Source organism: Burkholderia sp. Ax-1720 (genome assembly GCF_011753035.1).
GTDB lineage: Bacteria > Pseudomonadota > Gammaproteobacteria > Burkholderiales > Burkholderiaceae > Burkholderia > Burkholderia gladioli.
Window position 1 is genome coordinate 109,409 of record NZ_VWWK01000001.1, and the last position, 26,607, is coordinate 136,015.

Sequence of the window (26,607 nt, forward strand, 5' to 3'; positions counted from 1 at the left end):
GCCGGGCTCGATCTCGCTCTCAGTCGCGCGGCCAGCTCGCGATCGCGCGGATTGTCTCGAACAGGGCCGCGGCCGGCGGCGAGGCCAGCACGCCGGCGCGCCGGATGATGCCGATCGGCCGCGCGGTGCCGGCCAGTTCGATCGGCAGCGCCTTCACCTCGCCGCTGCGCAGCTCGCGCGTCATCTGGCCTTGCGAGACCACCGCCAGCATCGCCGAGCGCGCCAGCAGTCCGCGCACGATCATCGAATCGCCGGTCTCGACGCTGGGCACCGGCTCGGCCTGGCCCGCCGTCGCGAAGGCGGCGGCGAGCAGCGCGCGCGAGGGCGTGTCGCGGCGCGGCAGGATCCATTGGTGGCCGGCCAGCGCGGCCAGCGAGACGCGCCGCTTGGCGGCCAGCGGATGATGGCTGCCGACGATGATCGCCAGCGGCTCGGCGAACAGCTCGTGGACTTCCAGGTCGGTGGCATAACGCGCATCGCGCAGCGCGCCGACGATGAAATCGAGGCTGCCCGCGCGCAGCGCCGCGCAGAGATCGTCGAAGGGGCTCTCGACCGTGCTGACCTGTACGCCCGGTTCGGCCGCCACCAGTTGCGCGATCGCCTCGGGCAGCAGCGAGGAGCGCGACAGCGGCAGCGCGCCCACCGCCACCTCGCCGGCCAGCGTGCCGTGGGCCGCCGCGATGTCGCTGGCGAGCCGCGCCAGGTCGTTCAGCGCGTGGCGCGTGGTCTGCCCCAGCGCGACCGCGCGCGGCGTGGGCGTGAGGCCGCGCGCGGTGCGCAGGAACAGCTTGTCCTGCGCGCATTCCTCCAGCAGCGAGATCGCGGCGCTCACCGCCGGCTGGCTCACGCCCACCTGGCTGGCCACGGTCGGCATGTGGCGCGAGCGCAGCAGCCGGCAGAAGATATCCAGCCGCTTGTTGTTGAGCACGGCGGCCGGCACGGTGCGGTAGAGATCGTCGGCCTGCGCCTCGGCGCTCTTCCTGCGCCCCCATATCGACAGGTCGCGCATCACCGAGCGCACGCGCGGCAGGATCGCCTCGGCCGCGGGCGTGAGCACCACGCCGGCCGGCGTGCGCTGGAACAGCGTCGTGTCGAGGCTGCCTTCGAGTTCATGGATCGCGCGCGTGATCGCCGACTGCACGCGAAACAGCTGGCGCGAGGCGCCGGCCAGGCTGCCGGTGTCGATCACGGCGAGGAAGGTGCGGAGGTGGCCGAGGTTGGGGGGCATGGAGGCTGGCGGATGTCCGCCGGAGATGGCGAGCATGGGCACATGCTACACGAGCGCGGCGGCGGGCTCAGCGCAGGTGGCCGATGGCGGTGGCTTCGGCGAGGGAGAGTTCGGCCACGGCGGTGGCCGCCGCCGGCCGCAAGTGCACGATCATGCCGTTGGGCGGCGCGTTGACCGCCACGTGGTTGTGGGCGTTGTTCGGCTGGGCATGATCGAAAGCCGCGTTGTTGTGGTTCGGTTGCAGGCCCAAGGGAATCGCGAGCGGCAAGGTATAGGCGAGCTGATCCTGGAGATTGACGTTGTCCGGCCAGATGCTGTTCAGGTTGTCAGCGATCGTGAAGTCGAAATACCTGAAGGTGTGGCGACGGCGGAAATACCGCCAGGCGTCGCAATGGAAGACGCCGCCTCCAACGCCGGCAATAGGGTGGCCCGTGGCGGAGTAGTCGATGCGCGGCGAATCGGGGGCGGCTTCGCGGCGGAACAAGGGCAGCCATCCGAAGATATCGCGGAAACGCGCCAGTGAATTCGCGGGCTGGATGGCATTGAGCAGGCCTCGCACATTGGCCGGCGTGTTGTGGGCGGGGGAGCGCAGGATCAGGGGCCGCAGCTCCATGATGTGCGCGACGCCGAGCTTGTTGACGCCCGCCGTGATCAGGTCATTGATCTCCTGGACCGTGCCCCGGCCGTTGATCGCCGTCAGCAGCGAGCGCAGGTCGTTGCTGACGGTGAGCAGACCGGGCAGCAGGGCGACGAGTGCGGTGATGTCCGTGATCGAGGCGGCAAGCGGAGCCGACCTGGCGATCCGGACGAGACCGGCCAGTTGCTCGATCGTGTCGCGCGCCCCGACCGTGTCGACCAGGGTGGTCAACTGGGCCAGGGTGCCTCCCGCGCCGTTCTCGCTGGTGCGCAATACCAGCAGGCGCGCGTTGGCGAGACTCGTGCCGGGCCGGTGGGCATGCACGCGTTGCAGCAGGGTCGTGATTTCCGCGAGGCTACCCAGTGTGCGCGCTTCCGTCAGCAACTGCCGGATCAGTTGCATCTGCGTGTCGGCGTAGTTGGTCTGGGTTTGCGTGATCAAGGCCGTCAGGTCCGCGGCGCTAGATCCTGCGTAGTGCTGCCGAGCGTAGGCGGCGAGGCTGCTCAGGTCCGTCAGGGACCCGCGCCCGGCCAGGGCGGTGACGAGTCGGCCGGCATCGGCCACCACGCCCCATCCGGCGCCGATCGGCAGAAGCAGATCGACGATGCTCGTGGCGGTCGCGTCTGGATGATGCTGCTTGACCGTCGTCAGCACGGCTGCGATGTCGGAGACGGATTGATCGTCCTGCGGGGCCGCGGTCGTGACGATACGCGTCAGATCCTCCATCGGATAGCGCTCACCGGCATTCAGCACCGCGACCAGCGGGACGAACCGGCAGCCGCCGGCAGCGGCCAGCGCCAGGATCCGCTCGGGCGTGGTGGCCTGCTTTCCCTTGTCTTGCGGGCGGTGCTGTTGCGCCGCCAGCATGAACGGCACCAACTGTGCGCGGGCGCCCGCCGGTGTGGCTTCGGCCACCCGCGCCAGCTCCGCCGGGCGCAGGCTTTTCTGATTGGCGTGACAGGCCGTGGCCAGCGCGTCGATCTCCGCCCAGCTCCAGCCCTGGATTCCGCACAGCGCGCTCACCTGGGCCGCCTTGTCGCGTTCGACCCGCGCGGCCACCGCGGACCATTGGGCGGCGCTGAGGTGGTTCGGATTCTGGTCCTCGTTCTTGAATTTGGAGACCAGCTCATTGATGCCGTTCCATGTCCAGCCCTCGATCTGGCAGAAAATTTCCACCTCGGCGGGAGGGACTGGGCCGAGCTTGTCGGCGATCTTGATCCAGTTCTCGATCTTCAGGCCGTTGGCATTGCGGTCGAATGCCGACTGCAGCGCTGCGCGGTTGTCGGCGCTCCAACTGCCAAGCTGATCGAACGATGGGGGTGCCTTGATTTCCGCACTGGCTTTGGGAGGCGCTGCCGTTTTCTTCGGTGTCGGCTTCGAGCTTGCCCCTGCGTCCTGCCGCGGCTCTTTGTTCGCCGGCCTGCCGGATCGTCCGGCGTTCCACTGGCGATAGCCATAGGCCAGGAGGCCGATCGAGGTGATCGCGGTCACGGCGATCGTCCAGGCTGTCTGGGCATCCACGAAACGCTGGACCACGGGGGGGCCGGGTGGGCGTGGCACGGGCCTGGCCTCGGCCGGACCCGAGGGATGGCCGTCCGCGCCCAGCGCCGCGGCCCGCCGCCCCATCGTGTCGGCCTCGCGCTCGAGCGCCGAGTCGTCGTTCAGCGAGGTCGCGTCCTTCAGTTGCGTGGTGGCCGCGACTCGCCCCTGCTTCTGCTGCACCACGTGCCAGGCCTCGTGCGGCAGATGTCGTGCCTGGCCTGGCGCGAGGTGGATCTCGGCGCCCCGCGCGTAGGCCAGCGCGCCGAGCCGCGCCGGCTCGGGCGAATCGTAGTGGACGCCGACATCGTCCATGGCGAGACCCGACAGGCGCTCGATGCCGTGCCTGAGCGGCGCGGGCAGGGCATGGCCGCCGGCGGGTCGTGGCGGTGCGGCCGAGGCGAGGGAGGTTCGTGAGATCGATTCCGCTGGCGTCGTGGCGGGCGACATCGCGGCGGCTCCGCGCGGCGGCGCGATCCCGCCGCCGTAATGGTATGGCTCCATCGCCGTGGACGCGTGGTTGGATGCGTCGGAAATCGGCGCGGAATCGCTGCCGGCGAGTGCCGTGACCGGGAGGGCCGTGCCGAGGGTTCGACGCGGCGCATGGGCGGGCGACGTCGGGGCGCCGCGTTTCGGAGCGAAGCTCATCGCTCAGCCCCGGGCGAGATGAAGCGCGCCGTCGCGCCCCGGGAAATCGGCAAATGCCGCATAGCGGGCACTTGCATCCGGAGCGCAGGCAGATAGCGTGCCGTCTTCCGGCAAGCGAGAAGAACGTGGGGCGGAACGCGACGAAACGGAACGGCACCGGCGGTCGGGGCGCATGCGATTCTCGGCTTCGATCTGGCAGCGTGGGTGTGATGGATTGCTTTGTATACCGAATCGTCCAGGCCGGCAACGCTTACCTGCCTATGGAGCTGCGTCGCGCTACGAATCGGTCGTCGTCATGCCGCGCTCGGCGTCGTCGTCCGCCGGCGGCGTGCCGCAAGCCTCCCTCAAGGCCCCGCCATGCCACAGCCACAGCGCGAGCGAGCCCAGCGACACGGCGCCCAGCACCACGAACGCGCTGGCATAACCGAAGTGCTGCGCGAGCACCCCGCCCAGCACGGGGCTCAGCGCCGCGCCCACGCCCTGCGCGGTGGCCACCGCCCCCTGCCCGACATTGACGCGCCCGGTGCCTTGCAGCAGCCGCACGATCAGCGCCGGCACCGCGACGCTCTGCAGGCCGGCGCCGATGCCGTCGAGGATCTGCACCGGCCAGACGCCGGCGCCGTTCATCAGCAGCGCGGCGATCGCGCCGCGCACCGGCAACGCGAGATAGGAGACCAGCAATACCCACCAGTAGCCGTGCGAGCGGATCAGGCGCGGCGCGAGCCAGGCCGCGCCGACCATCACCAACTGGGCGATCACGATGGTCTGCGCGGTGAATGCGCTCGGATTGCCCTGGTGCGCGGCCACCACGCCCATGCCGTAGAGCGGCAGCATGGCGGCATTGCCGAGGTGGAACAGCGCCAGCGAACCGCCCAGCAGGGCCAGCGGGCGGTTGTGGAGCAGCACGCGCAGGCCGCTCGCATGAGGCGGCGCCGGGTCCGGTGCCGTCGTCGAGGCCGGCTCGCGCCGAGCCGCGTCCTGCCGTGGCGCCTGCTCCGCCTCCAGCCCGCGTGCGCTCGCGTAATCGATCGCCCGCGCCGGAATCGCCAGCACGCAGCCGATCGCGAGCACGGCGAAACCGGCCGACAACGCGAACACGGCGCCGAAACCGAAACGCCAGCCGAGCCACCCGGCCAGCGCCGCGCCGACCACGTTGCCGGCATGGTTGGCCATCTGGTTGCGCCCGAACTGCAGGTCGAAGCCGCGCGAGCGAACCACCCCCAGCGTGATGCCGGCGAGGGTCGGCGCCAGCACGGCGCCGCTCACGGCGGCCAGCACCTGCGAGGCGGCCACTGCCGCCCAGCCCCGCGCCGGCAGCAGCGCGAGCGAGGCGAGGGTGGTGAGCAAGGTGGCGGCCACCACCAGCGCGCGCTTGGCGCGCATGCTGTCGACCAGCGCGCCGGCGAACGGCGTGGCGGCCATCGCGGCGAGCCCCGCCAGGGTCATCACCGAGCCGATCGCGTCGGCGCCCCAGCCGCGCGCCAGCAGGAACACCCCGATGAACGGCCCGATGCCGGCCTGGACGTCGGCCATGAAGAAATTGAGGGCTTCGAGCGCGCGTGTCGGTTTCATGACGGATCGGTGAAGGACATGTCGGGCTGCGTTGAAACCGGACCTTAGCATTCATTGCCGTCGGGACTCTCCACGAAAGAGCGGCCGATGAACGGGATTCCGAACCTGTTCATCGGCCGCTATCGGGCGGCATCGGGCCGTTGCGGCCCGGCGTGCGAGGCCGCGAGCCCTCAATGAGCCCCCGTGAGCCTGTCTGGCGGCACGGGCAAGGCGCCGGCCCATCGACCTGCTTGACGGGCCGGCCGGCCAGCGCCCTGCACGCGACGGCTCGATCAGAGCGAGCGTTCGAGTCGCTTCGCGGTGGCCTGCAGCGCGGGCAGGAAGCTGCCTTCGAGCGTCGCCATGTCGACGCGGCCCGAGAACACGCTCACGCTGATCGCCGCCTCCACCACGCCGGCGCGGTTCTTCACCGGCACCGCCAGCGCCGACATGCCGAACTCGAGCTCCTGGTCGCTGACCGCATAACCCTGTTCGGCGGCGCGGTGGATCGCCTTCAGCACCGCCTCGGGACTGACGAGCGTGCGGCTGGTGAGGCGCTTCATCGGCACGCTGTCGAGCGAGGCGCGGATCGCCTCGTCCGACATGCCCGAGAGCAGCACGCGCCCGGTGGCCGAGCAATAGGCGGGCAGCCGCCCGCCGAGCTTCACGCCCGTCGAGACGATGCGCACTGCCTCGGCACGCGCCACGAACACCGAATAGCCCTCGTCGAGCACCGCCAGCGAGATCGACTCCTGCAGGCTGTCGCGCGCGTCGGCGAGCAGCGGCTGGGCGATCTGCGGCAGCGAGGAGGTGCTCAGGTAGGCGCCGCCGAGCCGCAGCATGCGCGGCAAGGGCGTGAAGAACTTGCCGTCGTGCGCGAGATAGCCGAGATCGACCAGCGTCAGCAGGCAGCGTCGCGCGGCCGGCCGGCTCAATTCCGCGAGATGCGCCGCGTCCGAAACCGTCATGCGCGTGGTGGACGCGTTGAAGGCCTCGATGATCGCGAGGCCCTTCGCGAGCCCGCCCATCCCCTCCTTGGCGCGGGCGCCGCCGTTCGCGTTGTCGTCCTCCGAGGACGACAAGGCCCCTTCCCGACCGTTGACAGCTTCTGTGGTGGATGTCATATTGAATCAAATATCGAACAACGTACGGTATTCGAACACATCGAATCGGAGCTGTCAACGGAATCGATCGGCGCCATGCGAGGTGTCGACGTCCGTCGAACCCCGCCGGCAGTTCCCGCAATACATGGAGCGAAGCACTTGAACGTCATCCCCATCAAGCTGGCGCGCCGCGCCAGCGTCGCGTGGCCCGAGGAGGGCCTCACCCGCGTGCCTTACCAGGTGTTCCAGGACGAAGCCGTTTACGCGGACGAGCAGGAAGCGATTTTCCGCGGCCCGAACTGGAGCTTTCTCTGCCTCGAGACCGAGGTGCCGAACCCGGGCGACTTCCGCAGCACCTTCGTCGGCGACGCGCCGGTGGTGGTGACGCGCGATACCGACGGCGAACTCTATGCATTCGAGAACCGCTGCGCGCACCGCGGGGCGCTGGTCTGCCTGGAGTACCAGGGCAACGCCAGGGATTTCAGCTGCGTCTATCACGCCTGGACCTACAACCTGCAAGGCGACCTGGTGGGCGTCGCCTTCAAGGACGGCATCGACGGCAAGGGCGGCATGAAGCCGGACTTCTGCACCGGCGACCACGGCCTGCGCAAGCTGCGCGTGGCGACCCTGCACGGGCTGGTGTTCGGCAGCTTTTCCGACGACGTGGCGCCGCTCGACGAGTATCTCGGCGAGGAGATCGTCGAACGGATCGCGCGCGTGCTGGACAATCGCTCGCCGGTGGTGCTCGGCCGCTTCACGCAGATGCTGCCGAACAACTGGAAGCTTTATTTCGAGAACGTTAAGGATTCCTACCATGCCAGCATCCTGCATCTGTTCTTCACCACGTTCCAGTTGAACCGCTTGTCGCAGCGCGGCGGCATCATCGTCGACCCGAGCGGTGGCCATCACGTCAGCTATTCGGCCGTCGACCACGCCGCGGCCGCCGAGGCCGCGCAAGCGCAGCCGGCAGGCAACGACTACGCCGAACAAAACATCCGCTCGGAAAGCGAGCATCGGCTGGAGGACACCTCGGTGCTCCAGGGCGTCGACGAATTCGGCGACGGCGTGACCCTGCAGATTCTCTCGGTATTCCCCGGTTTCGTGCTGCAGCAGATCCAGAACGCGATCGCGGTGCGCCAGATCCTGCCGCGCGGCACGCGCCAGACCGAGCTGAACTGGACCTACCTCGGCTTCGAGGACGACACGCCCGAGCTGCGGGAAATGCGGCTGCGCCAGTCGAACCTCGTGGGGCCGGCCGGTTATGTCTCGATGGAGGACGGCTGCGTCGGCGGCTTCGTGCAGCGCGGCATCGAGGGTGCCAGCGAGAGCCGCTCGGTGCTCGAAATGGGCGGCGACGATGCCGAAAGCAGCTCGAGCCGCGTTACCGAGGCATCGATCCGGGGCTTCTGGAAAGCCTATCGCAACGCAATGGGATATTGAGCATGGCAGCACTGGACATCCATCAGGCCATCGCCCGGGCACAGGCCGAATACGTGCGCTGCATCGACGACGGCGATCTCGCGCAATGGCCCGACTTCTTCACCGCCGAGTGCACCTACAAGGTCACCACCGCCGACAATCATCGGCGCGGCATGCCGGGCGCGATGATCTACGCGGCCTCGCGCGGCATGCTGGCCGATCGCGTCGCGTCCCTGCGCGACGCCAATATCTACGAGCGCCACGCTTATCGGCATCTGCTCGGCCAGCCCTATGTCGTCTCGGCCGACGGCGGCGAGGCGCGCAGCGAAACCTCGTTCATGGTGGCGCGCGTGATGCGCGACGGCAGCACGGACCTGTTCGCGACGGGGCGTTATTGCGATATCTACGCCGTCACCGACTCGGGCGTGAAGCTGCGCGAACGGATCGTCGTTTGCGACAGCTCCCGCATCGATACCTTGCTGGCGCTGCCGCTATGACGCGCGTCTCCACCGTCGCGCTCGCGATCGGCGACCCGAACGGCATCGGCCCGGAAATCGCGGTGCGTGCCGCGCTTGCGCCGAGCCCGGCCCGGCTCGCGCTGTTCGGCGATCGTCATGTGATCGACTGGTATGCGCGAGCCTGCGATCCGCAGGCGCAGGTGCGCATGGTCGCGATCGACGCCTTGCCGCCGGCCAAGCCTGGTGTGATCGACGTCGTCGACGTGCCGTCCTTGCCGCGCGACGCGTTTTCGCCGGGCACGATCGCCGCACAAGCCGGCACGGCGACGCTCGCCTATGCCGCGGCCGCGATCGACGCCGCCCGCGACGCGCATGCCGACGCGGTGATCGCCTGCCCGCATTCGGAGACGGCGATCCATGCGTCCGGCGTGAAGTTCGCGGGATATCCCGGCTTCCTGGCCGGGCGGGCCGGCCTGCCGGCCGACGACGTCTACCTGATGCTGGTCGGCGGCGGGCTGCGCATCGTCCATGCCACGCTGCATGAAGGCATCGTGCCGGCGCTGGCCCGGCTCAGCCGCCACCACGTCGAGCGGGCCGCCCGCGCGGCGGTGGCCGCGCTGCAGCGGATGGGCGTCGCGCGTCCGGTGGTCGGGCTGATGGGCATCAATCCGCATGCGGGCGAGGGCGGGCTGTTCGGGCGCGAGGACATCGAGATCACCGAGCCGGTGGCGCTCGCCCTGCGCGAGGACGGCATCGAGGTGGTCGGCCCGCAGGGCGCCGACCTGCTGCTCGGCGATGCGCGCGTCGATGTATTCGTGGCGATGTATCACGACCAGGGGCACATTCCGGTCAAGCTGCGCGCCGGCCGCCATTGCGCCGCGCTCTCGCTGGGCGCCGGCGTGGTGTTTTCGAGCGTCGGGCACGGCAGCGGCTTCGACATCGCCGGGCGTCTGCGCGCCGATCCGGCGCCGCTGGCGGGCGCGATCCGGCTGGTCACGACGGGCATGGTCGCGTCGCCCGAGGCCTGAGGCGGGAAAAATTTTCGAGGACTTGTTTTGGACTACTGTATTTCAATCGAAGGCAGCGATATTGCCTTTCCGTGCGCCGAGGGCGAGACCGTGCTCGATGCCGCCGAACGCGCCGGCTATGCGGTGCCGTATTCGTGCCGCAAGGGCGTGTGTTCGACCTGCGAGGGCGGGCTGGCCGCCGGCAGCGGGCGCTCGCAGGTGCAGGGCGCCGTGTCGGGGCCTGCCGAGCGTGTGCTGCTCTGCTGCCTGCGCCCGGCTTCGGACCTGAGGATCGCGCCGCGTCGTATCGACAAGCGTGATCCGGTGGCACGCAAGACGCTCGACGTATCGGTCTATCGCATCACGCGGGCGGCCGACGACGTCAGCATCCTGCAGTTGCGCCTGCCGACCGGCGTGCGCGCGAAGTTCGCCGCCGGCCAGTACCTGCAGGTCGAGCTCGACGACGGCACGCGCCGCAATTATTCGATGGCCAATCCGCCTCACGAGAGCGATGCCGTGCAACTGCACGTGCGCCATGTCCCCGGCGGCCGCTTCTCCGGCGAGGTGCTGGGCAGGCTGGAGAAAGGCGACAAGCTGCGGATCGAGCTGCCGTTCGGCGAATTCACACTGCGCGAGGATGCCGGCAAGCCCGCGATCCTGATCGCGACCGGTACCGGTTTCGCGCCGGTGAAATCGATCGTCGAGGATGCGCTGCGACGCAGGATCGATCGGCCGATGACGCTCTACTGGGGCGCTCGCACCGAAGCCGACCTGTACCTGGCCTCGCTCGCGCGTAAGTGGCACGACAGCGGCCGGCTGCGCTTCGTGCCGGTGCTGTCCGCGCCGCACGAAGGCTGGGCCGGGCGGCGCGGCCTGGTGCACCAGGCCGTGCTCGAGGATTTCGGCTCGCTCGGCGGCCATGAAGCTTACGCCTGCGGAAACCCCGCCATGGTGCAAGCCGCGCAGGAAGCCTTTACCAAGGCCGGGCTCGACGAGGCGGATTTCTTCAGCGACGCCTTCGTCCAGACCGCGCCAATCGATTAGCGATACGACGCATTCGACTCATCACCATAACAAACCCCAAGGAGACAACAACCGTGACAACGGCCCCCCCGATCGATGTCGCCGACATCATCGAACGTCAGAAGGTCGGCAGTGGACAGTGCATGGTGGTATTGCTGTGCGCACTGCTGATGTTCCTCGACGGATTCGATACCCAGGCGATCAGCTATATCGTTCCCGCCCTCTCGCATGACTGGCATCTGCCGAGGGAGATCCTCGGCTCCATCTTCTCGGCGGCGCTGGTCGGCCTGATGGTCGGCTACCTGGCCGTCGCGCCGCTGTCGTCGCGCTTCGGGCACAAGCGGATGATGATCGCGAGCACGCTGATGTTCGCCGCCTTCACCATGCTGACCGTGTTCGCGACCAGCGTGAGCGAGCTGATCGGCCTGCGCTTCCTGACCGGCATCGGCCTGGGCGCGGCAGCGCCCAGCGCGGTTGCGCTGACCTGCGAGTTCGCGCCGAAGCGCCTGCGTTCGACCTTCGTACTGCTGGTCTATTGCGGCTTCTCGCTCGGTTTCGTGGTCGCGGGCCTGGCCGCCGGCGTGCTGATGCCGGTGTTCGGCTGGCAATCGATGATGGAGGTCGGCGCCATCGCGCCGCTCGTGCTGAGCGTGCTGCTCGCCTGGCTGCTGCCCGAATCGCCGGTGTTCCTGCAGCGCCGCGCCGATGCGGACGCGAGGATGCGCAAAGTGTTCGTGCGGCTGTTTCCGCGCCTGGCGGTGCCCGCCGACGCGCGCTTCCGCTTCGAGGCGCCGGCGGAATCGAGGGCGGGCGTCGCGGCGCTGGTGCGCGGCCGGACCTCGATCGGCACCGTGCTGCTCTGGCTGATCTTCTTCCTGAATCTCGCGGAGTTCTATTTCATCCAGAGCTGGTTGCCGACCATGCTGACCGGCCTGCACCATGCGCCGGCCACGGTGGTGTGGATCACCGCGCTGCCGACCATCGCCGGCGTGCTGTCGGCCGTGCCGCTCGGCCTCGCGATGGACCGGATCGGCGCCTACGCGACGTTAACCGTCATGTACCTGGCCGGCAGCGTGTTTCTCTGGCTGGTCGGCGGCGCGTTTTCCGGCAGCGTCGCGTGGTTGATGGTCAGCGTGTTCTGCGCGGGCTTCTGCATCAGCGGCGGCCAGAAGAGCGTGATCGCGCTGGCCGCCGTCTACTACCCGCTCGAGCTGCGCTCCACCGGCGTGGGCTGGGCGCTGGGCATCGGTCGCCTGGGCGGCATCTCCGGGCCGCTGCTTGCCGGCATGCTCTATTCGGCGCACTGGAGCCCCGCGGAGATCTTCCGTTTCGCGGCCTTGCCGGTGCTGGTCGCCGCGGCCGGCGTGTTCGCGATGGGGCGCCTCGACCGCCTCGGGCGAACACCGGCCGGCGTGCGCCGCGACGCATCCGAGCGACGCGGCAACGCGGCCTGAATCCCTCACGCAAGCCTTCCCACCTCGATCAATACGATGCAGCCCGATGCGGCGCCGTCCCGGACGGAACCGCGGGGCTTCGTCTTGCCGGAAATTTCATGATGACCAGAAAACTGATTGCCTGCGCCGGCCTGCTGGCCGCCGCCGGTGCCGCCCATGCCCAGAGTTCCGTGACGCTGTATGGTTTCATCGATTCGGGCTTCGTCTACCTGAACAACCAGTCCGGTCACTCGAACCTCGAGTCGATCACCGGACAGACCAACGGCAGCCGCTGGGGCGTACGCGGCAAGGAGGATCTCGGCGGCGGCCTGCAGGCCGTGTTCACGCTCGAGAACGGCTTCGATTCCTCGAACGGCAAGCTCCTGCAAGGGGGACGCGAATTCGGCCGGCAGGCCTTCGTCGGCCTGCAGGACGCGCGTTGGGGCGCGCTCACGCTGGGGCGGCAATACGATCCGATGACCGAGCTGATCGGCCAGATCGCGGCGACGCGGATGTGGGCCTGGCTGGGCACGCATCCGGGCGATATCGACGATTTGAACTCCTCGTTTCGCGTCAACAACGGCGTGAAGTTCACCACGCCGCGCATCGGGGGCCTGCAGGCCAGCGGCATGTTCGCGCCCGGCGGCGTGGCGGGCGATTTCGCTTCCGGCCGCGTCTATACGCTCGGCCTGTCGTATGCCAATGGCCCGCTGTCGGCCGCGCTCGGCTACGACAACATCAACAACCCGGCCGTCTCGGTGCTCGACAGCGCGGTGGCGGCCGGGCAAACCGGCTTCGTCACGCCGGCGAAGAGCCCGGTGTACAGCGGCTACGCGTCGGCCAATGTCTGGCAGATCTTCGGCGCGGCGCTGTCGTATCGGATCGGCGCGGCCCAGCTCGCCTTCGTCTATACCAATGCGCGCTTCCAGGACATCCGGCGCACGGCATCGACGCCGAACGTGGGCACGGCCGCCTTCAACAGCTACGAAGCGAACGCGAGCTACCAGATCACGCCGGCATGGATGGTCGGCGCATCGGCCGACTACACCAAGGGGCGCGACGCCCACTACCTGCAATTCGACTTCGGCCCGGACTACGCGCTGTCCAAGCGCACCGACATCAACCTGGTCGGGGTCTGGCAGCACGCATCGGGAATCGACTCGACGGGGCATCGCGCGGTGGCGGCGATCAGCACGCTGGGGCAGTCGTCGACACCGACCCAGGTGGCCGTGCGCCTGTCCCTGAGGCACCGCTTCTGAGTCATGGCGCCCGCGGCGGGCGCTTCATGGCGAGCAGGTCGATCAGGTCCTGTCGTTCGTCCGCCGACGAGACAGGAACCGTCAGCCACTTGCCGTCGGGATAGCTCGGCGCCTCGTCGTAGCGCTCGACCAATTGTGGGCGCCAGGTATAACGGCGCTCCTCGAACATCGCGCGCTCCGCCCTGCCGAGCACCACCTCGGCCTCGAGTCGGCCATAAGCCGGCAGCAAGGCGCAGAGCGCGCGGGTTTTCCGGTAGCGCAGCGCCCATCCCCGCTTCCTGCCGCCATGGAGCCATTCCGGCTCGAATACGCCGGGATAGGCGGCGTCGATCCACTCGCGCACGGCCACCCAATGCTCGTGCGCTCGCGACCCGAGCCAGTGGCGAAGCATGTCGTCGTCGGGCGGCGCGGACTTGTCGGCGATCCGGTCGCCGATTCGAGGTAGCGTGTCCATATGTCGAGCTCAGTGGCCGGCGCTCTGTCCGCCGTCGACGTGGAGGATCTCGCCGGTGATGAACGGCGCGGAGTCGAGAAACAGGATGGCATCGGCGATATCGCCGGTCTTGCCCAGGCGCCCGATCGGATTGAAGGAGCCCAGCAGCTCGTGGATTGCCGGCGCGTGCATGGGCGTATCGATGTTGCCCGGCGCGACGGCGTTGACGCGAATGCCCTTCCTCGCGTACTCGATCGCCAGCGATTTCGTGGCGGCATTGATGCCGCCCTTCGTCAAGGCGGCGAGGACCGTGTGGACCCCGCCGATCGCGACCTGGTCGATGCTGGCCGTGACGCTCACCACGTGGCCGCTCGCTTGCTTTTCCATTTCGGCGATGGCCAGCTGGGTGATGTGATAGAAGCCCGCCATGTTCACGTTCATCACGGCGGCGTAGTCGTCGGCCGTGTGTTCGGTGAAGGGCTTGCCGATATAGATGCCGGCGTTGTTCACCAGCGTATCGATCCGGCCGAATCGGGCGACGCCCGCCGAGATGACGCGTCGCGCGGTGTCGCGATCGCCGATGTCGCCCGCGATGCTCAGGACCTGCTCGTCATCGCAGGGCTGGATCGATCGAGACGTGGCGACCACGCAATGGCCGAGCTTCCGAAACGCCGCCACGACCGCCGCGCCGATGCCTTGCGACGCGCCGGTGACGACGACCACCTTCCTTGACTTGTTCACTTTCCATCTCCAGGACAGCAGCAGGTCATGCAATCCGGCATCCCTCGCGGGGAGGGATGCGAGAGGGGATGCTCAGATCGAGCCGGCCGGCGCCACCGCCGGGAAATCCTTCTCGGGATCGAACACGTTGTTGAAGAAGTTCGTCATCGAATACATCGCCACCAGGGTGACGATCTCGATGAGGTTCGCCTCGGTGTAACCCGCGTCGCGAACCGCTTTCAGATCGGCATCGCCGACCCGGCCGCGGGTTTCGATGACCTTGCGCGCGAACTGCAGGGCGGCATCGCGTTTCGGATCCGTGGCGTGGCCCTTGCGCGCGAGCAGGATGTCGTCGGCCGGCAGCTTGGCCATGTGCTCGGCGGTGAAGCTGTGGACCGTCAGGCAGTAGTTGCAGGCGTTCACTTCGGACACCGCGAGGCCGATGCCGTCGCGCGTCTTCACGTCGAGCGCCTTGCTGAGGGAACCGAGCAGGTTGGCCCAGGCGTTGAAGGCGATCGGGCTTTGCGCGAAGGCCGCCATCATGTTGGGGGTGAAGCCGATGTTCCTGGTGAAGGTGTCGAGCGTCGGCCTGGATTCGGCCGGTACCTGTTCCGGCTTCAGGATTGCGGTGCGTGCCATTTCAATCTCCGTGAGTGGCGGGTTTGACGATGCGTGGATGGGCGCCTTGCGCGAGCCTGAGCATGGCCGGCTCGATGGTCTCGACGAGCCAGCGTCGCGCTTGCGCGGCGCCGGCCTCGTCGAGAAAGGCGGTGGCCTGCAAGGGCAGGTAGAGCACGGTATGGATGCCGATGCATGCCAGTGCTGCGGACAGGTAGGGCGTGAGGAAATCCGGCTGCCTGGCGCGATCGCCGGCGAACACGCCGCCCGACGCGATCGCCACGAATACAGGGCGGTCCCGCAGCATCCCGACCTTGCCGTCCGGCGTCGATTGCATCGTGCGGTCGACGCGCAGGATCTGGTCGAGCCACGCCTTCAGCACGGACGGGATGGTGAGGTTGTTCATCGGAGTGCCGATGACGATGACATCCGCATCCTCGACTTCGCCGATGAGCTGCTCCGACAGTTGCAGCGCGTCGCTGGATCGTCCCGCCGCCTGCAGCGAGGCGGGCGTGGCGAGGACGGTGGCGTAGTCGGGCCGGGCATGGGGCAGCGGCGCGTAGCCGAGGTCGCGACGACGGATGTCCGCGTCGGGCGCCATCGTGAGCAGCTTGTCGACGATCGCCGCCGACAGCAGCCGGCTGTGCGACTCCGGCCGCGGGCTGCAATCGATATGAAGGATCTGCATGCGAGTGTGTTGGGCGGCTCCGCGAAGCCGGCCAGGGCTTCGCGACGCGTCGGTGGCGTGGGGCGTCAAACGAAATCGAGCACGTCGGACACGGGCAGGCGCGGCTTCTGCGCCCAGTTGCCGGAACGCTCCGTGCCGATCGCCAGCAGCAGCACGGGCACCTCGTCCTCGGTCAGCCCGAACTCGCGATGCACCGCATCGGCATCGAAGCCGATCATCGGCGTCGAACCGAGGCCGAGCGAGCGCGCCGCGTAGATCATCGCCGCCGCGCCGAAGGTGGCGGTGCGCACGGCCTCGTCGCGCCGTCGCTGCGGATACGCCATGTAGAGATCGCGCGCCGGGTTTTCCCATTCCGGCACCATCTTCGCCGGCATGATGCCGGCTTCCACCAGCGGCGCCAGCCGGGCCGGGATCACGCTGGTATCGACCAACTGGCCGCAGACGATGAAGGTGACGGCCGCATCGCTGACCGCGGGCTGGTTCCAGGCGATCGGGCTCAGTCGCGCCTTGGCTTCAGGAGAACGAACCGCAATGAAGCGCCAATTCTGCAGATGGAACGAGGTGGGCGCGCTGGTGCCGATTCGCACCAGCTCGTAGATCTGCTCGTCGCTGAGGCTGGCCGAAGGGTCGTAATACTTGGCCGCGCTGCGGCTCAGGATGCAGTCGATGACGGGATTGGTCCCGGTGGTTCCGTTGGGCATGGCGATTCCTGTGAATGAAGGGCGAGTCGTGGGCGGAGCGCGTGCCTGCCCGACCGAGGTGGCGGATGCCCGATCTCGACCGGGACGAACGATTTTTCTGGAAGATTCCGAATCGTTTGTTCAAACTTCCGTTGCACGATGTCGCCAGGGTCGAGGTCAGACTTCTATTCCGGATGGACGCCCGAATTCTGTACCGCCGATGGTACGAACTGAAGTACCAAGACTCCTCTCTTTCGTGTGTACCAAGATATGAATTCAGACCTGCGGATTCGCCTCGATCGCACAGCGAAGCTGTCGCTGTCGGAGCAGATTCGAACCAGCATCAGCGAGGCCATCGAGTCGGGTCGGCTCGCGCCCGGCACCCGGCTGCCCTCGTGGCAGGATCTCGCCGCGCAGCTCGGCGTGGCCAGGGGCACCGTCCAGGCCGCCTATGAACGGCTGTCCGATGCTCAGATGATCGAAACATTCCGCGCCGGCGGCACCCGCGTGGCGCCCCGGCCTCGTGCCGCGGTGGCGCGTCCCGAAGCGCCTCGGCTCGGCAGCTTCATGCGGGCCTATGAGGAGATGAACGCGGGCCCGGCGATCTTCCAGCTCGGCATTCCCGCCTTCGAAGGCCTGCCGGAAAAACTGTTCTCGCGCGCGCGTTCCTCCAACCTGCTGAAGACGGGCGGCCTGTCCTCGCTGCTCTATCCCGATCCGAAAGGGGAGTACGAGCTGCGCGTGGAGATCGCGGGCCACCTCTCCATCGCGAGAAACGTCCACTGCTATCCCGAGCAGGTGTTCGTCACCTCGGGATACATATCGGGCCTGGGCCTGGCATTGAGGGTGCTGGGCCTGGACGGCAGGCAGGTCTGGATGGAGGAGCCCGGCTTCATGGTCACCCGGAAAGGCCTGGAATTGGCTCGCATGAACGTCGTGCCGGTGCCGGTGGATTCGGAAGGCATCAACGTGGCTTATGGCGTGGAGCACGCCGCGGATGCGGCCCTGGCGGTGGTGACGCCGGGCCAGCAGGCCCCGCTGGGCTCGACCCTGTCCTTGCGGCGTCGCCTTCAACTGCTCGATTGGGCGGTCTCGCGGCAGGCCTGGATCGTCGAGGACGACTACCTCGGCGAACTGCAGCTGGAGGGCAGGTCGGCACCCGCGCTGGCTTCGCTGGACGAGGGCAAGCGGGTGATCCATATCGGCTCCTTCAGCAAGACCGTCAGCCCGGCGCTGCGGCTCGGCTTCGTGGTGGCGCCGCTCGAGCTGGCCAATGCCTTCTCGGAGGTGGCCGCGACGCTCGCCCCCGCGCCGTCGCCGGTGATCCAGCTCGCCATGGCGCAGTTCATGCACGATGGCCATTACGTGCGGCGCGTGCGTCGCCTCAAGCGCCTGTATTCGGCGCAACGCGATGCGCTGTGCGAGCAATTGCGGCTGCGCCGTGCCGAGTGGGTCAACGCCGGCCTGGCCGTGCTGCTCAGGCTGCCCGAAGGCGCGCCCGATACGCAGATCGTCAGGGAAGCGAAGACTTTGGGCATGGCGCCGTCGCCGCTGTCCGTGTGGTTCGGGAATCCATCCTGGGCCTTGCCCGGGCTGTTGCTCGGGGTCGCGACCGCGCCCGAGCAGCACGTCGCGCAATCGTGCCGTCGCTTGTTCGACGTCATCGATCGATACTGCCAGGGCTGTCGGTGAATCTTGGTACACCGAAGCTGTGCGTTCTTGGTCCTTTTCTTCGGTTCGGTGGAAAACTACGCTTTGCAGACCTAAGGGAGGGACAGGCTCGTGAAGAATCGATCCATCATCGGCGTGGCCTTGGCCGCGCTTGCCGTCGCCGTGGCGCTGCCGGCCACGGCGCAAGGAGGCGGCGAAACCATCAAGCCGAACTTCGATCGCGTCATCCCGAACATGCCCGGCAAGTCCCTGATCGCCGTGACCATCGACTATGCGCCCGGCGGGGCATCGCCGGCGTACGCGCATGCGAAGTCGGCCTTCATCTATGCCTATGTCGTGTCGGGTGAGATCGAATCACAGGTGGACGACGGCCCGAAGCGGGTCTATCAGGCCGGGGAAAGCTTTGCCGAGGATCCCGGTTCGATTCACCGCGTCAGTCGCAATGCCAGCGCGGCGAAGCCGGCCCGGCTGCTGGCGGTGATCGTGGTGGATACCGACGACAAGCCGTTGACCACCGTGGTCAAGTGATCGGCCGGGCGCTTCCTGGCTGCGGGCGCAGCCGACAGCGTCGATCCGCTTTCGCGGCACGCTGATTCTTCCTTTCGTTTGCGCGACCTCGCATCGCGCTACGCGAGTTCGACCGATTCCGATCTCACATCTTCGCCCTGCTTGCCGGCTTCGCGCCGGTAGGCGCTGGGCGCCACGCCGGTCACGCGCTTGAACGCGCTGCTGAAGGCACTTTCCGAGGCATAACCGAGCCGCTCGGCGAGCACCGCCACGCTCGCCTGCTCGTCGGCCAGCGCGCGCTTGGCCAGGCGCATGCGCCATTGCGTGAGCCAGGCCAGCGGCGGGATGCCGGCCACCTCGCGAAAGTGAACCGCGAACGCGGTGCGCGACATGGCGGCGGCCGCGGCCAGCTCCTCGAGGCGCCAGGCCCGCGCCGGCTCGCCGTGCATCAGCCGCAGCGCCGGCGCCAGCCGCGCGTCGCCGATCGCGCGCAGCCAGCCGGGCGAGAGCTCGGTGTCGCGCGCCAGGTGGGCGCGCAGGATCTCGATGAACATCATCTGCGAGAGATGGGTGCAGGCCAGGCTGCTGCCCGGCGCGCCGGCCTCCAGCTCGCGCACCAGGCGCGCCAGCAGCCACTGCAGCACGGCCGCCTGCTCGGAGCGGCCGTCGATGTGGATCAGCGGCGGCAGCACCTCCAGCAGCAGCGAGCCGTTGACGGGATCGAGCCGCACGTGGCCGCCGATCTGCCGGCAGTCGAGCCCGTCGCCGATGGTGGCCGAGCGCGTCGCGGCGCTGCCGGGGAACAGTTGCAGCGCGTCCACCGGCGGCGCGGCGGGCTCGCTCGCGAGCACGAAGCCATGTTGGCCCGAGAGCAGGAAGATGTCGCCGGATTCGACGCGCAGCGGCTCGGCCCAGCCGTCGATCAGCAGCCAGCAGCCGCCCTTCACCAGCGCGAAGAACTTGATCTTGTCCGGTTTCGGGAAGCGGATCGCCCAGCGGCCGCCGGCCGAGAAACCGCCCGCCACCACCGGGTTCGCGCTGACCAGGCGCAGCATGTCCGACAGCAGATCCTCGGTGATTCCTGAACGCATGCGATGGTTTCCTGAACTTTCGGCTATTCATCGTACAGGATTTGCCGCCTACACTGGGCCCACCTGTCCTTCATGAGGTTTTGCCATGTCGAACCAGCAACAGCCCATCGGCTCCGGATTCGGAGCCGCTTCCACGGCCGACGAGGTGATCGCCGGCATCGACCTGTCGGGCGCCACCGCGGTGGTGACCGGCGGTTATTCGGGGCTCGGCCTCGAGACCGTGCGCGTGCTGCGCGAGGCCGGCGCCCGGGTGATCGTGCCGGCGCGCGACGTCGAACGCGCGCGCTCGGCGCTGGCCGGCATCGACGCGCAGGTGCGCGCGATGGACCTGCTCGATCCCGCTTCGATCGCGGCCTTCGCCGCCTCGGTGGCGGCCGACACGCCCGCGCTGCGGATCCTCGTCAACAGCGCCGGCATCATGGCCGTGCCCGAGTTGCGGCGCGACGCGCGCGGCTACGAGATCCAGTTCGCCACCAACCATCTCGGTCATTTCCAGCTGACCACCGCGCTGTTGCCGCTGCTGCGCGCGGCGGGCGGCGCGCGCGTGGTTTCGGTGTCCTCGCTCGGCCATCGCTACGCCGATGTCTCGCTCGACGATCCGAACTTCGAGCGGCGCGACTATCACCCGTTCTCGGCCTATGGACAGTCGAAGACGGCCAATATCCTGTTCGCGGTCGAGCTCGACCGGCGCGAGCGCGAGCATGGCGTGCGCGCCTTCTCGCTGCATCCGGGCAGCATCGTCGAGACGGGGCTGGGCAAGCACGTCACGCGCGAGCAACTGATCGAGGCCGGCGTGCTCGATGCACAGGGGCAGCCGATCCGCGATCCGTCGCGACAGTTGAAGACGGTCGGGCAGGGCGCGGCCACCCAGGTCTGGTGCGCGACCAGCCCGAAGCTCGACGGCCTGGGCGGGCTCTATTGCGAGAACGTCGATGTCGCGCCGCTGCGCGACGAGTCACCGCGCGAGATCGAGATGGCCGACGCGATGCGGATCCGGGGCGTCTCGCCTTACGCGGTCGACCCGGTGCAGGCCGGGGCGCTGTGGACGCTCAGCGAGCAGTTGCTGGCGCGCTGAAACAGGGAAGGGAGGTGAGGAGCCGGGGCGGCATGTCGATGATCGTCGAGGCCGAGCCACCCGGGCTATGGCAAGCCGCGTCGCCGCAACCCGGCGGCGCGGCTTGCCTTTGAAGCGCGCTCAGCTCGATCGCGCGCCGGCGGCCGCGGCCGAATCGCCCGCGCCGGCGCGGCTTCGCGCGGTCGCCATGGCCGGCTTGCCGCCCAGCTCGTTGAGCGGCGTGCGATAGGTCTCGCGCGCGGTCCAGGCTGCCAGCGCGGCCAGCGCCGTGATCACCAGCGTGGTGGTGCCGATCAGCATGGGGATGTTCTGCGTGCCCGGCGGCGCGATCGCGGCGAACAGCGAGGGCAGCAGCGCGGTCAGCGCCATGCCGATGTTCTGGCCGATCGACATCGCCGAGACGCGCGTGCGGGTCGGGAACAGCTCCGGCATGAAGCTCGGGAACACGGCATTGAAGCCCTGGTAGATCACGCCCCACATCAGCACCGAGGTGACGATCGCCAGCGGCGCGTTGTGCGCGCTGATCGCGTAGAGATAGACATAGGACAGCAGCCCCGCGCCGAGCGAGCCGACCACCACCGGAATGCGCCGGCCGATCCGGTCCGACAGCCTGCCGACATAGGGAATCACGATCACGGCGACGATGTTGCCGATCAACGGGATCGCGAGATAGATGTCGGGCGCGAAGCCGATGCCGTAGGCGGGCTGCACCGCGTAGGCCGCGCCGAAGATGGTAGCGACCATCGCGATCACGGCCGCGGTGGCCATCACCGCGATGCGGATCATGTCGCGCCAGCTTTCGCGGAACGCCACCGCGATCGGCGAGGCCGGGATGCCGCCTTGGTTGTCCTCGTTGACGAAGGCGGGCGACTCCGACACGTTGCGGCGGATCACGAAACCGGCCGCCAGCACCAGCGCGCTGAGCAGGAAGGGAATGCGCCAGCCCCAGGCGACGAAGGTGTCGTGCGACATCCAATAAGCCAGCGGCATGAAGATCGCGGCCGCGAAGATCTGGCCCGCCTGGGTGCCCTGCAGCGCGAAGCTCGCGTAATAACCGCGTTTGCCGAACGGCGCCTGCTCCAGGATCATCGAGCTCGCGCCCGAGATTTCGCCGGCCACCGCGAAACCCTGCACCAGGCGCAGCAGCACCAGCAGGATCGGCGCGGCGATGCCGATCTGCCCGTAGGTGGGCAGCAGGCCCACCGCGAAGGTCGAGGCGCCCATCAAGAACATGCAGAGCAGCAGCAGGTGCTTGCGGCCGTGCGTGTCGCCGCGCCTGCCCAGCAGGAAGCCGCCGATCGGACGCGCCACGTAGCCCACGCCGTAGGTGGCCAGCGAGGCGACGATCGCCAGCTTGGGGTTGCCGTGCGGGAAGAACAGTTGCGGGAACACCATCGCCGCGGCCTGCGCGTAGATGAAGAAGTCGTAGTATTCCAGCGCCGAGCCGATCCAGCCGCTCGCCGTGGCGCGCCGGGTCTGCCCGGCGCTGGGTGTGGATGTGATGTGTCGGTCGTTCATCGATCCGGTCTCCTGATTAATATTGGAATGTCATCCTGGTGGATGAAAGCGTCCCGGCTCGCCTTGGGCGGCCGGGTTCGCAGCCTGTGCCGCTCAGACCTCCAGCGGCGTGACGTTCATGAACGCGCCCAGGTTGCCGAACTGCGCCAGCGCCATCTCGGCGCCGGTCTGGATCGGGCAGCCGGCGCGGCGCGCCAGTTCGAGAAAGGGCGTGACCTCGGGCGCGGTGACCACGTCGGCCACCAGCGTGGCGGGGCGCAGCGTGGCGAGCGTGATCGCTTCCAGCGGCAGCGGCGCGTAACCTTCCATGCCGGCCGGCGAGGCGTTCGCCACCAGCTCGAACGGCGCCAGCGTATCGAAGTGCGGCTCGATCTCGGTGCCGGGATGATGCCGGGCCAGCAGCTCGCGCAGGCGGCGCGCGCGCGGCGCGTCGATGTCGACCACCGTCACCGATGCCGCGCCCTGCTCGCAGAGCGCCCAGGCGATCGCGCTGCCCACCCCGCCCGCGCCGATCACCAGCGCCCGCGCGCCGGCCGGCTCGAAGCCGTGGCCGCGCGCGGCGTTGAGGAAGCCGTCGCCGTCGACGTTGTCGCCCACCAGCCTGCCGTCCGCCTCGCGACGGATCACGTTGACACAGGCCAGCGCCTCGGCGCGCAGGCTCAGCGCGTCCAGGCGCGGCGCCACCTGCTGCTTGTAGGGCACCGTGACCACGCAGCCGCGCAGGTTGCGCCAGGCGCGCATCGCGTCGATGAAGTGATCGAGCGAGCCGCCGTCGAGGTCGATCGGGATCATCGAGGCATCCTTGCCGTGCCGCTCGAACCAGCGGTTGAAGTTCTGCGGCGATTTCACCTGGGCGATGGGGGAGCCGACGATGGCCACCAGTTCGGTCGTACCGCGAATCATTGAGGCGCACCGGAATCCATGAGGAACATGGCGCTTATGGTGCGACCGGCGCCCTGGCGGCAGCAACGGCGAAGAATCGAAAATATTGCGATAAGCGAATCGGCATTGCGATAATCGCATTGTCGTAGCGACTTCATGCCTGGCCGGAATAATCCTCTGATGAAACAACCCCTCATCCATGAACGCGACCTGATCGCGGGATTGCAGAAAGGGCTCGCCCTGATCCTGCTGTTCAACGACCAGACACCGCGGCTGACGGTGCCCGAGGCGGCCGCCCGCGCCGGCCTGAGCACCAGCGCGGCGCGGCGCTTCCTGCTGACCCTGGTGCATGACGGCTACGCGGAAACCGATGGCCGCTACTACTGGCTGACCGCCAAGAACCTGCGGATCGGCCAGGCCTATGTGGAATCGGCGCGGCTGCCGCGCATGATGCGGCCGATCGTCGAGAAGGTGGCGGCGGAGACGCGCGAGCATGTATCGGTGGCCGTGCGCGACGGCGACGAGGTGGTGCATATCGTGCGCAGCCGCGTGATGAACGTGTCCTCGCTGTCGATGCGGCAGGGTTGGCGGCTGCCGATGTACTGCACCGGCAGCGGCCGGCTGTGGCTGGCCTCGCTGAGCGACGAGGAGGTGGATGCCTACCTGGCGCGCGTCGAGCGGCAGGCGTTGACGCCCTACACGCGCACCGGTATCGCCGAGATCAAGGCCGTGATCGCGGCGATCCGCGAGCAGGGTTACGCGGAGCTGGACCAGGAATACGAGGTCGGCATGCGCATCCTCGGCGTGCCGCTGACGGACCGCCATGGACAGATGCGCGCGAGCCTGACCATCACCACGCAGGTGTCCTCGCTGTCGCTCGCGGAGATCCGCGAGCGTTACCTGCGATTTCTCTATGAAGGGCAGGCGCTGCTGCGGCCGATCATGGATACCTGAAGCGGGGGGGCCGGGCTTACTTCCGCTCGAACACCTCATTGAGCTTCCCGCCCGCCGGAATCCCCGCGAAACCATCGAAGCGTCCCTCCACCAGCGCCTGCGTGGCGGCCATGAAGCCGCCCCAGGCCGCGCGCGCCAGCGCCCCGCCGACGCTCACGCGCCGCACGCCGAGCGCGGCCAGGTCGGCCAGCGTGAATTCGAGCGGCGTGCCGACCAGCACGTTGACGGGTTTGGGCGCCACCGCCATCACCACCGCCTCGATCTGCCCGCGCGTGCGAATGCCGGGCGCGTAGAGGCAATCGGCGCCGGCCGCCGAATAGGCGCGCAGCCGCGCGATCGCGTCGTCCAGGTCGGGCGGGCCGGCGAAGAAGTTCTCGGCGCGCGCCACCAGCAGCGTATCTCCGCCCCTGGCATCGATCGCGCGCCGCGCGGCGGCCACGCGCTCCACCGCCACCTCGATCGGAAACAGCGAGCCGCTCGCGTCGCCCGTCGAATCCTCGATCGACAGGCCCGCCACGCCGGTCTCCACCGCCAGCCCGACGCTTTGCGCGACCTCCTCGGGCGTGGCGCCGAAGCCGTTCTCGAAGTCGGCATTCACCGGCAAGTCGGTGGCCTGCACGATCGCGCGCAGGTGGGCGAGCACGGCCTCGCGCGACAGCGTGTTGTCGGCATGCGCTTGCGACCAGGCGAAACCGGAGCTGGTGGTGGCCAGCGCCTGGAAGCCGGCGGCCTCCAGGTAGCGCGCGGTGCCGGCGTCCCAGGGATTGGGCAGCAGGAAACAGCCGTTTTCGTGGAGTTGGCGGAACGCGGCGCGTTTTTCGGCGATGGTGCGGGGCATGGCTCGCTGTCCTTTGCGGCGCGGGGCCGCGTGGTGGGCCGCGCACGCAAGGCGGCGCGCGCGGCGGGTCGGGCATCGGAATTGCGTCCTGGCGCGTCGCGCGGATCAGCGCTCGCGGAGGCGGCCGGCACGACGCGCCTCGATTGTCGCTGCAACCCTCATACGATTACAATCGTCGACACTCCCGAGCCGCATGCAGAACGTAGCGCCATCGCGTCGGCCTGTGAAGCACCCGCGGCAAGCCATGTTGCATGCCGCGCCGGCCGACGATCCTTCCCACCCTATCCGAGAGGAACAGGTACCCCGATGAGATCGTCTCCCCTGCATCCGCCGCGCCTGGCAGCCTGCGCGCTGTTCGCGGCAGGCCTGCTGGCCGCCTCGCTCGCGCCGGCCGCCACGCTGAGCCAGGCGCCTTACGGCACCACCAAGGACGGCAAGCCCGTCACCGAGTACACGCTGAAGAACGCGCGCGGCACCACCGTCAAGCTGATCAACTACGGCGGCGTGATCACCGCGATCGAGGTGCCGGACCGGCATGGCAAGTCCGCCAATATCGTGCTCGGCTTCGCCTCGCTGAAGGATTACGAGGCCTATAACGGCAACATCCATTTCGGCGCCCTGATCGGCCGCTACGCGAACCGCATCGCCGGCGGCCAGTTCCAGCTCGACGGCCAGACCTACAAGCTGCCGATCAACAACGCGCCCAACACGCTGCACGGCGGGCCCGACAGTTTCGATTCGAAGGTCTGGAGCGCGAAGCCGCTCGACGGCGGCAAGGATGGCGCGGGCGTCGAGCTGAGCTACGTGAGCCCCGACGGCGAGAACGGCTTTCCCGGCACGCTGACGGTTCACGTCACCTACCGGCTCACCGACGACAACGCGCTGCATATCGTCTACGAGGCGAGCACCGACAAGGACACGGTGGTCAACCTGACCAACCACACCTACTTCAACCTGGCCGGCGAGGGCAGCGGCAGCGTGGAGGACCAGGAGATCCGCATCGCGGCCTCGCGCTACACGCCGACCGATCGGACCTCGATCCCCACCGGCGAACTGGCCTCGGTGGAAGGCACGCCGCTGGACCTGCGCAAGCCCACGCCGATCGGCAAGTACCTGCGTTCCGATTTCGAGCAGATGGTGTATGCGCGCGGCTACGACCACAACTGGGTGCTCGACGCGGGCGGCCCGAGCACGCCGGCCTTTGCCGCCAGCGTGCGCGATCCGCGCAGCGGCCGCGTGCTGAGCGTGGATACCACGCAGCCGGGGCTGCAGTTCTACTCGGCGAATTCGCTGGACGGCAGCGCGGTGGGCGCCTCGGGCCATGCCTACCGGCAGACCGATGCGTTCGCGCTCGAGGCCGAGCATTTCCCCGATTCGCCGAATCATCCGGCGTTCCCGACCACGGAGCTGAAGCCGGGGCAGACGCTGCACGAGGAAACCGTGCTGCGTTTCTCGGTGGCGGGGCGGAAGCGATAGGGTGGTGGTGGCGCGTTGTTCGCCGCAGCCGAATTGAGATTTCGTGACGGGCTGCTGTTCAGGCCAGGCGCGAGCCGGTAATGTGTGGCTAACCCTCATCATCTCCTCCCGATGTCACCCAGGGGGCCAGGGATGCCAGCCACGTCGTGGC

At 68.5% G+C, this 26,607-nt stretch carries 24 protein-coding genes; 11 read left to right on the top strand and 13 right to left on the bottom strand.

Annotated features, from left to right (window positions below; translation table 11 throughout):
* Positions 1-19 precede the first annotated feature (19 nt).
* The 4 genes from F3J18_RS00460 to F3J18_RS00475 all read right to left on the bottom strand — a co-directional run bounded on the left by F3J18_RS00460 (position 20) and on the right by F3J18_RS00475 (position 6,727).
* Positions 20-1,228: a LysR family transcriptional regulator gene (locus F3J18_RS00460; RefSeq protein WP_166910661.1), complete on the bottom strand. Its 1,209-nt coding sequence runs from the start codon at positions 1,226-1,228 to the stop codon at positions 20-22.
* Positions 1,229-1,295: 67 nt separating this feature from the next.
* Positions 1,296-4,052: a DUF4157 domain-containing protein gene (locus F3J18_RS00465; protein ID WP_240154794.1), complete on the bottom strand. Its 2,757-nt coding sequence runs from the start codon at positions 4,050-4,052 to the stop codon at positions 1,296-1,298.
* Between the two features lie 276 nt (positions 4,053-4,328).
* Positions 4,329-5,624: an MFS transporter gene (locus F3J18_RS00470; protein ID WP_166910663.1), complete on the bottom strand. Its 1,296-nt coding sequence runs from the start codon at positions 5,622-5,624 to the stop codon at positions 4,329-4,331.
* Between the two features lie 272 nt (positions 5,625-5,896).
* Entirely contained in the window at positions 5,897-6,727 is an 831-nt protein-coding gene (locus tag F3J18_RS00475; protein WP_025097432.1) for an IclR family transcriptional regulator C-terminal domain-containing protein, read from the bottom strand.
* A 147-nt stretch (positions 6,728-6,874) separates the two neighbouring features.
* Here F3J18_RS00475 and F3J18_RS00480 point away from each other — a divergent pair, with 147 nt between their 5' ends.
* From F3J18_RS00480 to F3J18_RS00505, 6 genes are all read left to right on the top strand, one after another.
* The gene (locus F3J18_RS00480; protein ID WP_345891734.1) at positions 6,875-8,146 is read left to right on the top strand and encodes an aromatic ring-hydroxylating dioxygenase subunit alpha; all 1,272 of its coding nucleotides are present in this window, start codon (positions 6,875-6,877) and stop codon (positions 8,144-8,146) included.
* A gap of 2 nt (positions 8,147-8,148) precedes the next feature.
* Positions 8,149-8,622, top strand: a complete 474-nt coding sequence (locus tag F3J18_RS00485; RefSeq protein WP_029949502.1) for an aromatic-ring-hydroxylating dioxygenase subunit beta — start codon at positions 8,149-8,151, stop codon at positions 8,620-8,622.
* The gene (locus tag F3J18_RS00490) at positions 8,619-9,611 is read left to right on the top strand and encodes a 4-hydroxythreonine-4-phosphate dehydrogenase PdxA (protein WP_166910667.1); all 993 of its coding nucleotides are present in this window, start codon (positions 8,619-8,621) and stop codon (positions 9,609-9,611) included. Before F3J18_RS00485 ends, F3J18_RS00490 begins: the two co-directional genes overlap by 4 nt.
* Before the next feature lie 27 nt (positions 9,612-9,638).
* Positions 9,639-10,634, top strand: coding sequence for a 2Fe-2S iron-sulfur cluster-binding protein (locus F3J18_RS00495; protein ID WP_166910669.1), 996 nt, complete (start codon positions 9,639-9,641; stop codon positions 10,632-10,634).
* 53 nt (positions 10,635-10,687) lie between these two features.
* On the top strand, positions 10,688-12,067 hold the full coding sequence (locus F3J18_RS00500) for an MFS transporter (RefSeq protein ID WP_345891733.1): 1,380 nt from the start codon (positions 10,688-10,690) through the stop codon (positions 12,065-12,067).
* 98 nt (positions 12,068-12,165) lie between these two features.
* Positions 12,166-13,305, top strand: coding sequence for a porin (locus F3J18_RS00505; RefSeq protein WP_240154665.1), 1,140 nt, complete (start codon positions 12,166-12,168; stop codon positions 13,303-13,305).
* Between the two features lies 1 nt (position 13,306).
* Here the strand turns inward: F3J18_RS00505 and F3J18_RS00510 are convergent, their stop codons facing one another.
* From F3J18_RS00510 to F3J18_RS00530, 5 genes are all read right to left on the bottom strand, one after another.
* Positions 13,307-13,759, bottom strand: a complete 453-nt coding sequence (locus F3J18_RS00510) for a DUF3788 domain-containing protein (RefSeq protein ID WP_166910671.1) — start codon at positions 13,757-13,759, stop codon at positions 13,307-13,309.
* Positions 13,760-13,768: 9 nt separating this feature from the next.
* The gene (locus F3J18_RS00515; RefSeq protein ID WP_025097440.1) at positions 13,769-14,479 is read right to left on the bottom strand and encodes an SDR family oxidoreductase; all 711 of its coding nucleotides are present in this window, start codon (positions 14,477-14,479) and stop codon (positions 13,769-13,771) included.
* Between the two features lie 72 nt (positions 14,480-14,551).
* Positions 14,552-15,097 (bottom strand): carboxymuconolactone decarboxylase family protein, encoded by a 546-nt coding sequence (locus F3J18_RS00520; protein WP_025097441.1) that lies wholly within the window; start codon positions 15,095-15,097, stop codon positions 14,552-14,554.
* Between the two features lies 1 nt (position 15,098).
* A complete protein-coding gene (locus F3J18_RS00525) occupies positions 15,099-15,764 on the bottom strand; it encodes an NAD(P)H-dependent oxidoreductase (protein ID WP_025097442.1) in 666 nt (221 codons plus the stop codon).
* Between the two features lie 65 nt (positions 15,765-15,829).
* Positions 15,830-16,465, bottom strand: a complete 636-nt coding sequence (locus tag F3J18_RS00530; protein ID WP_166910673.1) for a nitroreductase family protein — start codon at positions 16,463-16,465, stop codon at positions 15,830-15,832.
* A gap of 249 nt (positions 16,466-16,714) precedes the next feature.
* On the opposite strand from F3J18_RS00530, the gene F3J18_RS00535 reads away from it, so the two are divergent.
* On the top strand, positions 16,715-18,136 hold the full coding sequence (locus F3J18_RS00535; protein WP_025097445.1) for a PLP-dependent aminotransferase family protein: 1,422 nt from the start codon (positions 16,715-16,717) through the stop codon (positions 18,134-18,136).
* Positions 18,137-18,226: 90 nt separating this feature from the next.
* Positions 18,227-18,643, top strand: a complete 417-nt coding sequence (locus F3J18_RS00540; protein WP_166910674.1) for a cupin domain-containing protein — start codon at positions 18,227-18,229, stop codon at positions 18,641-18,643.
* Positions 18,644-18,741: 98 nt separating this feature from the next.
* Here F3J18_RS00540 and F3J18_RS00545 read toward each other — a convergent pair whose 3' ends face one another.
* The gene (locus F3J18_RS00545; RefSeq protein ID WP_166910676.1) at positions 18,742-19,713 is read right to left on the bottom strand and encodes an AraC family transcriptional regulator; all 972 of its coding nucleotides are present in this window, start codon (positions 19,711-19,713) and stop codon (positions 18,742-18,744) included.
* Between the two features lie 85 nt (positions 19,714-19,798).
* On the opposite strand from F3J18_RS00545, the gene F3J18_RS00550 reads away from it, so the two are divergent.
* Positions 19,799-20,788: an SDR family NAD(P)-dependent oxidoreductase gene (locus F3J18_RS00550; protein ID WP_166910678.1), complete on the top strand. Its 990-nt coding sequence runs from the start codon at positions 19,799-19,801 to the stop codon at positions 20,786-20,788.
* Positions 20,789-20,908: 120 nt separating this feature from the next.
* Here F3J18_RS00550 and F3J18_RS00555 read toward each other — a convergent pair whose 3' ends face one another.
* A complete protein-coding gene (locus F3J18_RS00555; protein WP_166910680.1) occupies positions 20,909-22,306 on the bottom strand; it encodes an MFS transporter in 1,398 nt (465 codons plus the stop codon).
* Between the two features lie 93 nt (positions 22,307-22,399).
* The gene (locus F3J18_RS00560) at positions 22,400-23,209 is read right to left on the bottom strand and encodes a shikimate dehydrogenase (protein WP_166910682.1); all 810 of its coding nucleotides are present in this window, start codon (positions 23,207-23,209) and stop codon (positions 22,400-22,402) included.
* Positions 23,210-23,368: 159 nt separating this feature from the next.
* On the opposite strand from F3J18_RS00560, the gene F3J18_RS00565 reads away from it, so the two are divergent.
* Positions 23,369-24,142, top strand: coding sequence for an IclR family transcriptional regulator C-terminal domain-containing protein (locus F3J18_RS00565; protein WP_025097450.1), 774 nt, complete (start codon positions 23,369-23,371; stop codon positions 24,140-24,142).
* A 16-nt stretch (positions 24,143-24,158) separates the two neighbouring features.
* Here the strand turns inward: F3J18_RS00565 and F3J18_RS00570 are convergent, their stop codons facing one another.
* Positions 24,159-24,980 carry an isocitrate lyase/phosphoenolpyruvate mutase family protein gene (locus F3J18_RS00570; RefSeq protein ID WP_166910684.1) on the bottom strand — a complete coding sequence of 274 codons (822 nt, stop codon included), beginning with the start codon at positions 24,978-24,980 and terminating at the stop codon, positions 24,159-24,161.
* A 306-nt stretch (positions 24,981-25,286) separates the two neighbouring features.
* On the opposite strand from F3J18_RS00570, the gene F3J18_RS00575 reads away from it, so the two are divergent.
* A complete protein-coding gene (locus tag F3J18_RS00575; RefSeq protein WP_166910686.1) occupies positions 25,287-26,456 on the top strand; it encodes an aldose epimerase family protein in 1,170 nt (389 codons plus the stop codon).
* The last annotated feature ends 151 nt before the right edge of the window (positions 26,457-26,607 follow it).

Bases quoted from the DNA above. Each gene is read 5' to 3' on its own strand.
- F3J18_RS00520 (WP_025097441.1), bottom strand. From the start codon at position 15,097: ATGGCACGCACCGCAATCCTGAAGCCGGAACAGGTACCGGCCGAATCC.
- F3J18_RS00555 (WP_166910680.1), bottom strand. From the start codon at position 22,306: ATGAACGACCGACACATCACATCCACACCCAGCGCCGGGCAGACCCGG.
- F3J18_RS00505 (WP_240154665.1), top strand. From the start codon at position 12,166: ATGATGACCAGAAAACTGATTGCCTGCGCCGGCCTGCTGGCCGCCGCC.
- F3J18_RS00475 (WP_025097432.1), bottom strand. From the start codon at position 6,727: ATGACATCCACCACAGAAGCTGTCAACGGTCGGGAAGGGGCCTTGTCG.
- F3J18_RS00530 (WP_166910673.1), bottom strand. From the start codon at position 16,465: ATGCCCAACGGAACCACCGGGACCAATCCCGTCATCGACTGCATCCTG.
- F3J18_RS00575 (WP_166910686.1), top strand. From the start codon at position 25,287: ATGAGATCGTCTCCCCTGCATCCGCCGCGCCTGGCAGCCTGCGCGCTG.
- F3J18_RS00550 (WP_166910678.1), top strand. From the start codon at position 19,799: ATGTCGAACCAGCAACAGCCCATCGGCTCCGGATTCGGAGCCGCTTCC.
- F3J18_RS00570 (WP_166910684.1), bottom strand. From the start codon at position 24,980: ATGCCCCGCACCATCGCCGAAAAACGCGCCGCGTTCCGCCAACTCCAC.
- F3J18_RS00485 (WP_029949502.1), top strand. From the start codon at position 8,149: ATGGCAGCACTGGACATCCATCAGGCCATCGCCCGGGCACAGGCCGAA.
- F3J18_RS00535 (WP_025097445.1), top strand. From the start codon at position 16,715: ATGAATTCAGACCTGCGGATTCGCCTCGATCGCACAGCGAAGCTGTCG.
- F3J18_RS00545 (WP_166910676.1), bottom strand. From the start codon at position 19,713: ATGCGTTCAGGAATCACCGAGGATCTGCTGTCGGACATGCTGCGCCTG.
- F3J18_RS00525 (WP_025097442.1), bottom strand. From the start codon at position 15,764: ATGCAGATCCTTCATATCGATTGCAGCCCGCGGCCGGAGTCGCACAGC.
- F3J18_RS00460 (WP_166910661.1), bottom strand. From the start codon at position 1,228: ATGCCCCCCAACCTCGGCCACCTCCGCACCTTCCTCGCCGTGATCGAC.
- F3J18_RS00465 (WP_240154794.1), bottom strand. From the start codon at position 4,052: ATGAGCTTCGCTCCGAAACGCGGCGCCCCGACGTCGCCCGCCCATGCG.
- F3J18_RS00510 (WP_166910671.1), bottom strand. From the start codon at position 13,759: ATGGACACGCTACCTCGAATCGGCGACCGGATCGCCGACAAGTCCGCG.
- F3J18_RS00490 (WP_166910667.1), top strand. From the start codon at position 8,619: ATGACGCGCGTCTCCACCGTCGCGCTCGCGATCGGCGACCCGAACGGC.
- F3J18_RS00560 (WP_166910682.1), bottom strand. From the start codon at position 23,209: ATGATTCGCGGTACGACCGAACTGGTGGCCATCGTCGGCTCCCCCATC.
- F3J18_RS00470 (WP_166910663.1), bottom strand. From the start codon at position 5,624: ATGAAACCGACACGCGCGCTCGAAGCCCTCAATTTCTTCATGGCCGAC.
- F3J18_RS00565 (WP_025097450.1), top strand. From the start codon at position 23,369: ATGAAACAACCCCTCATCCATGAACGCGACCTGATCGCGGGATTGCAG.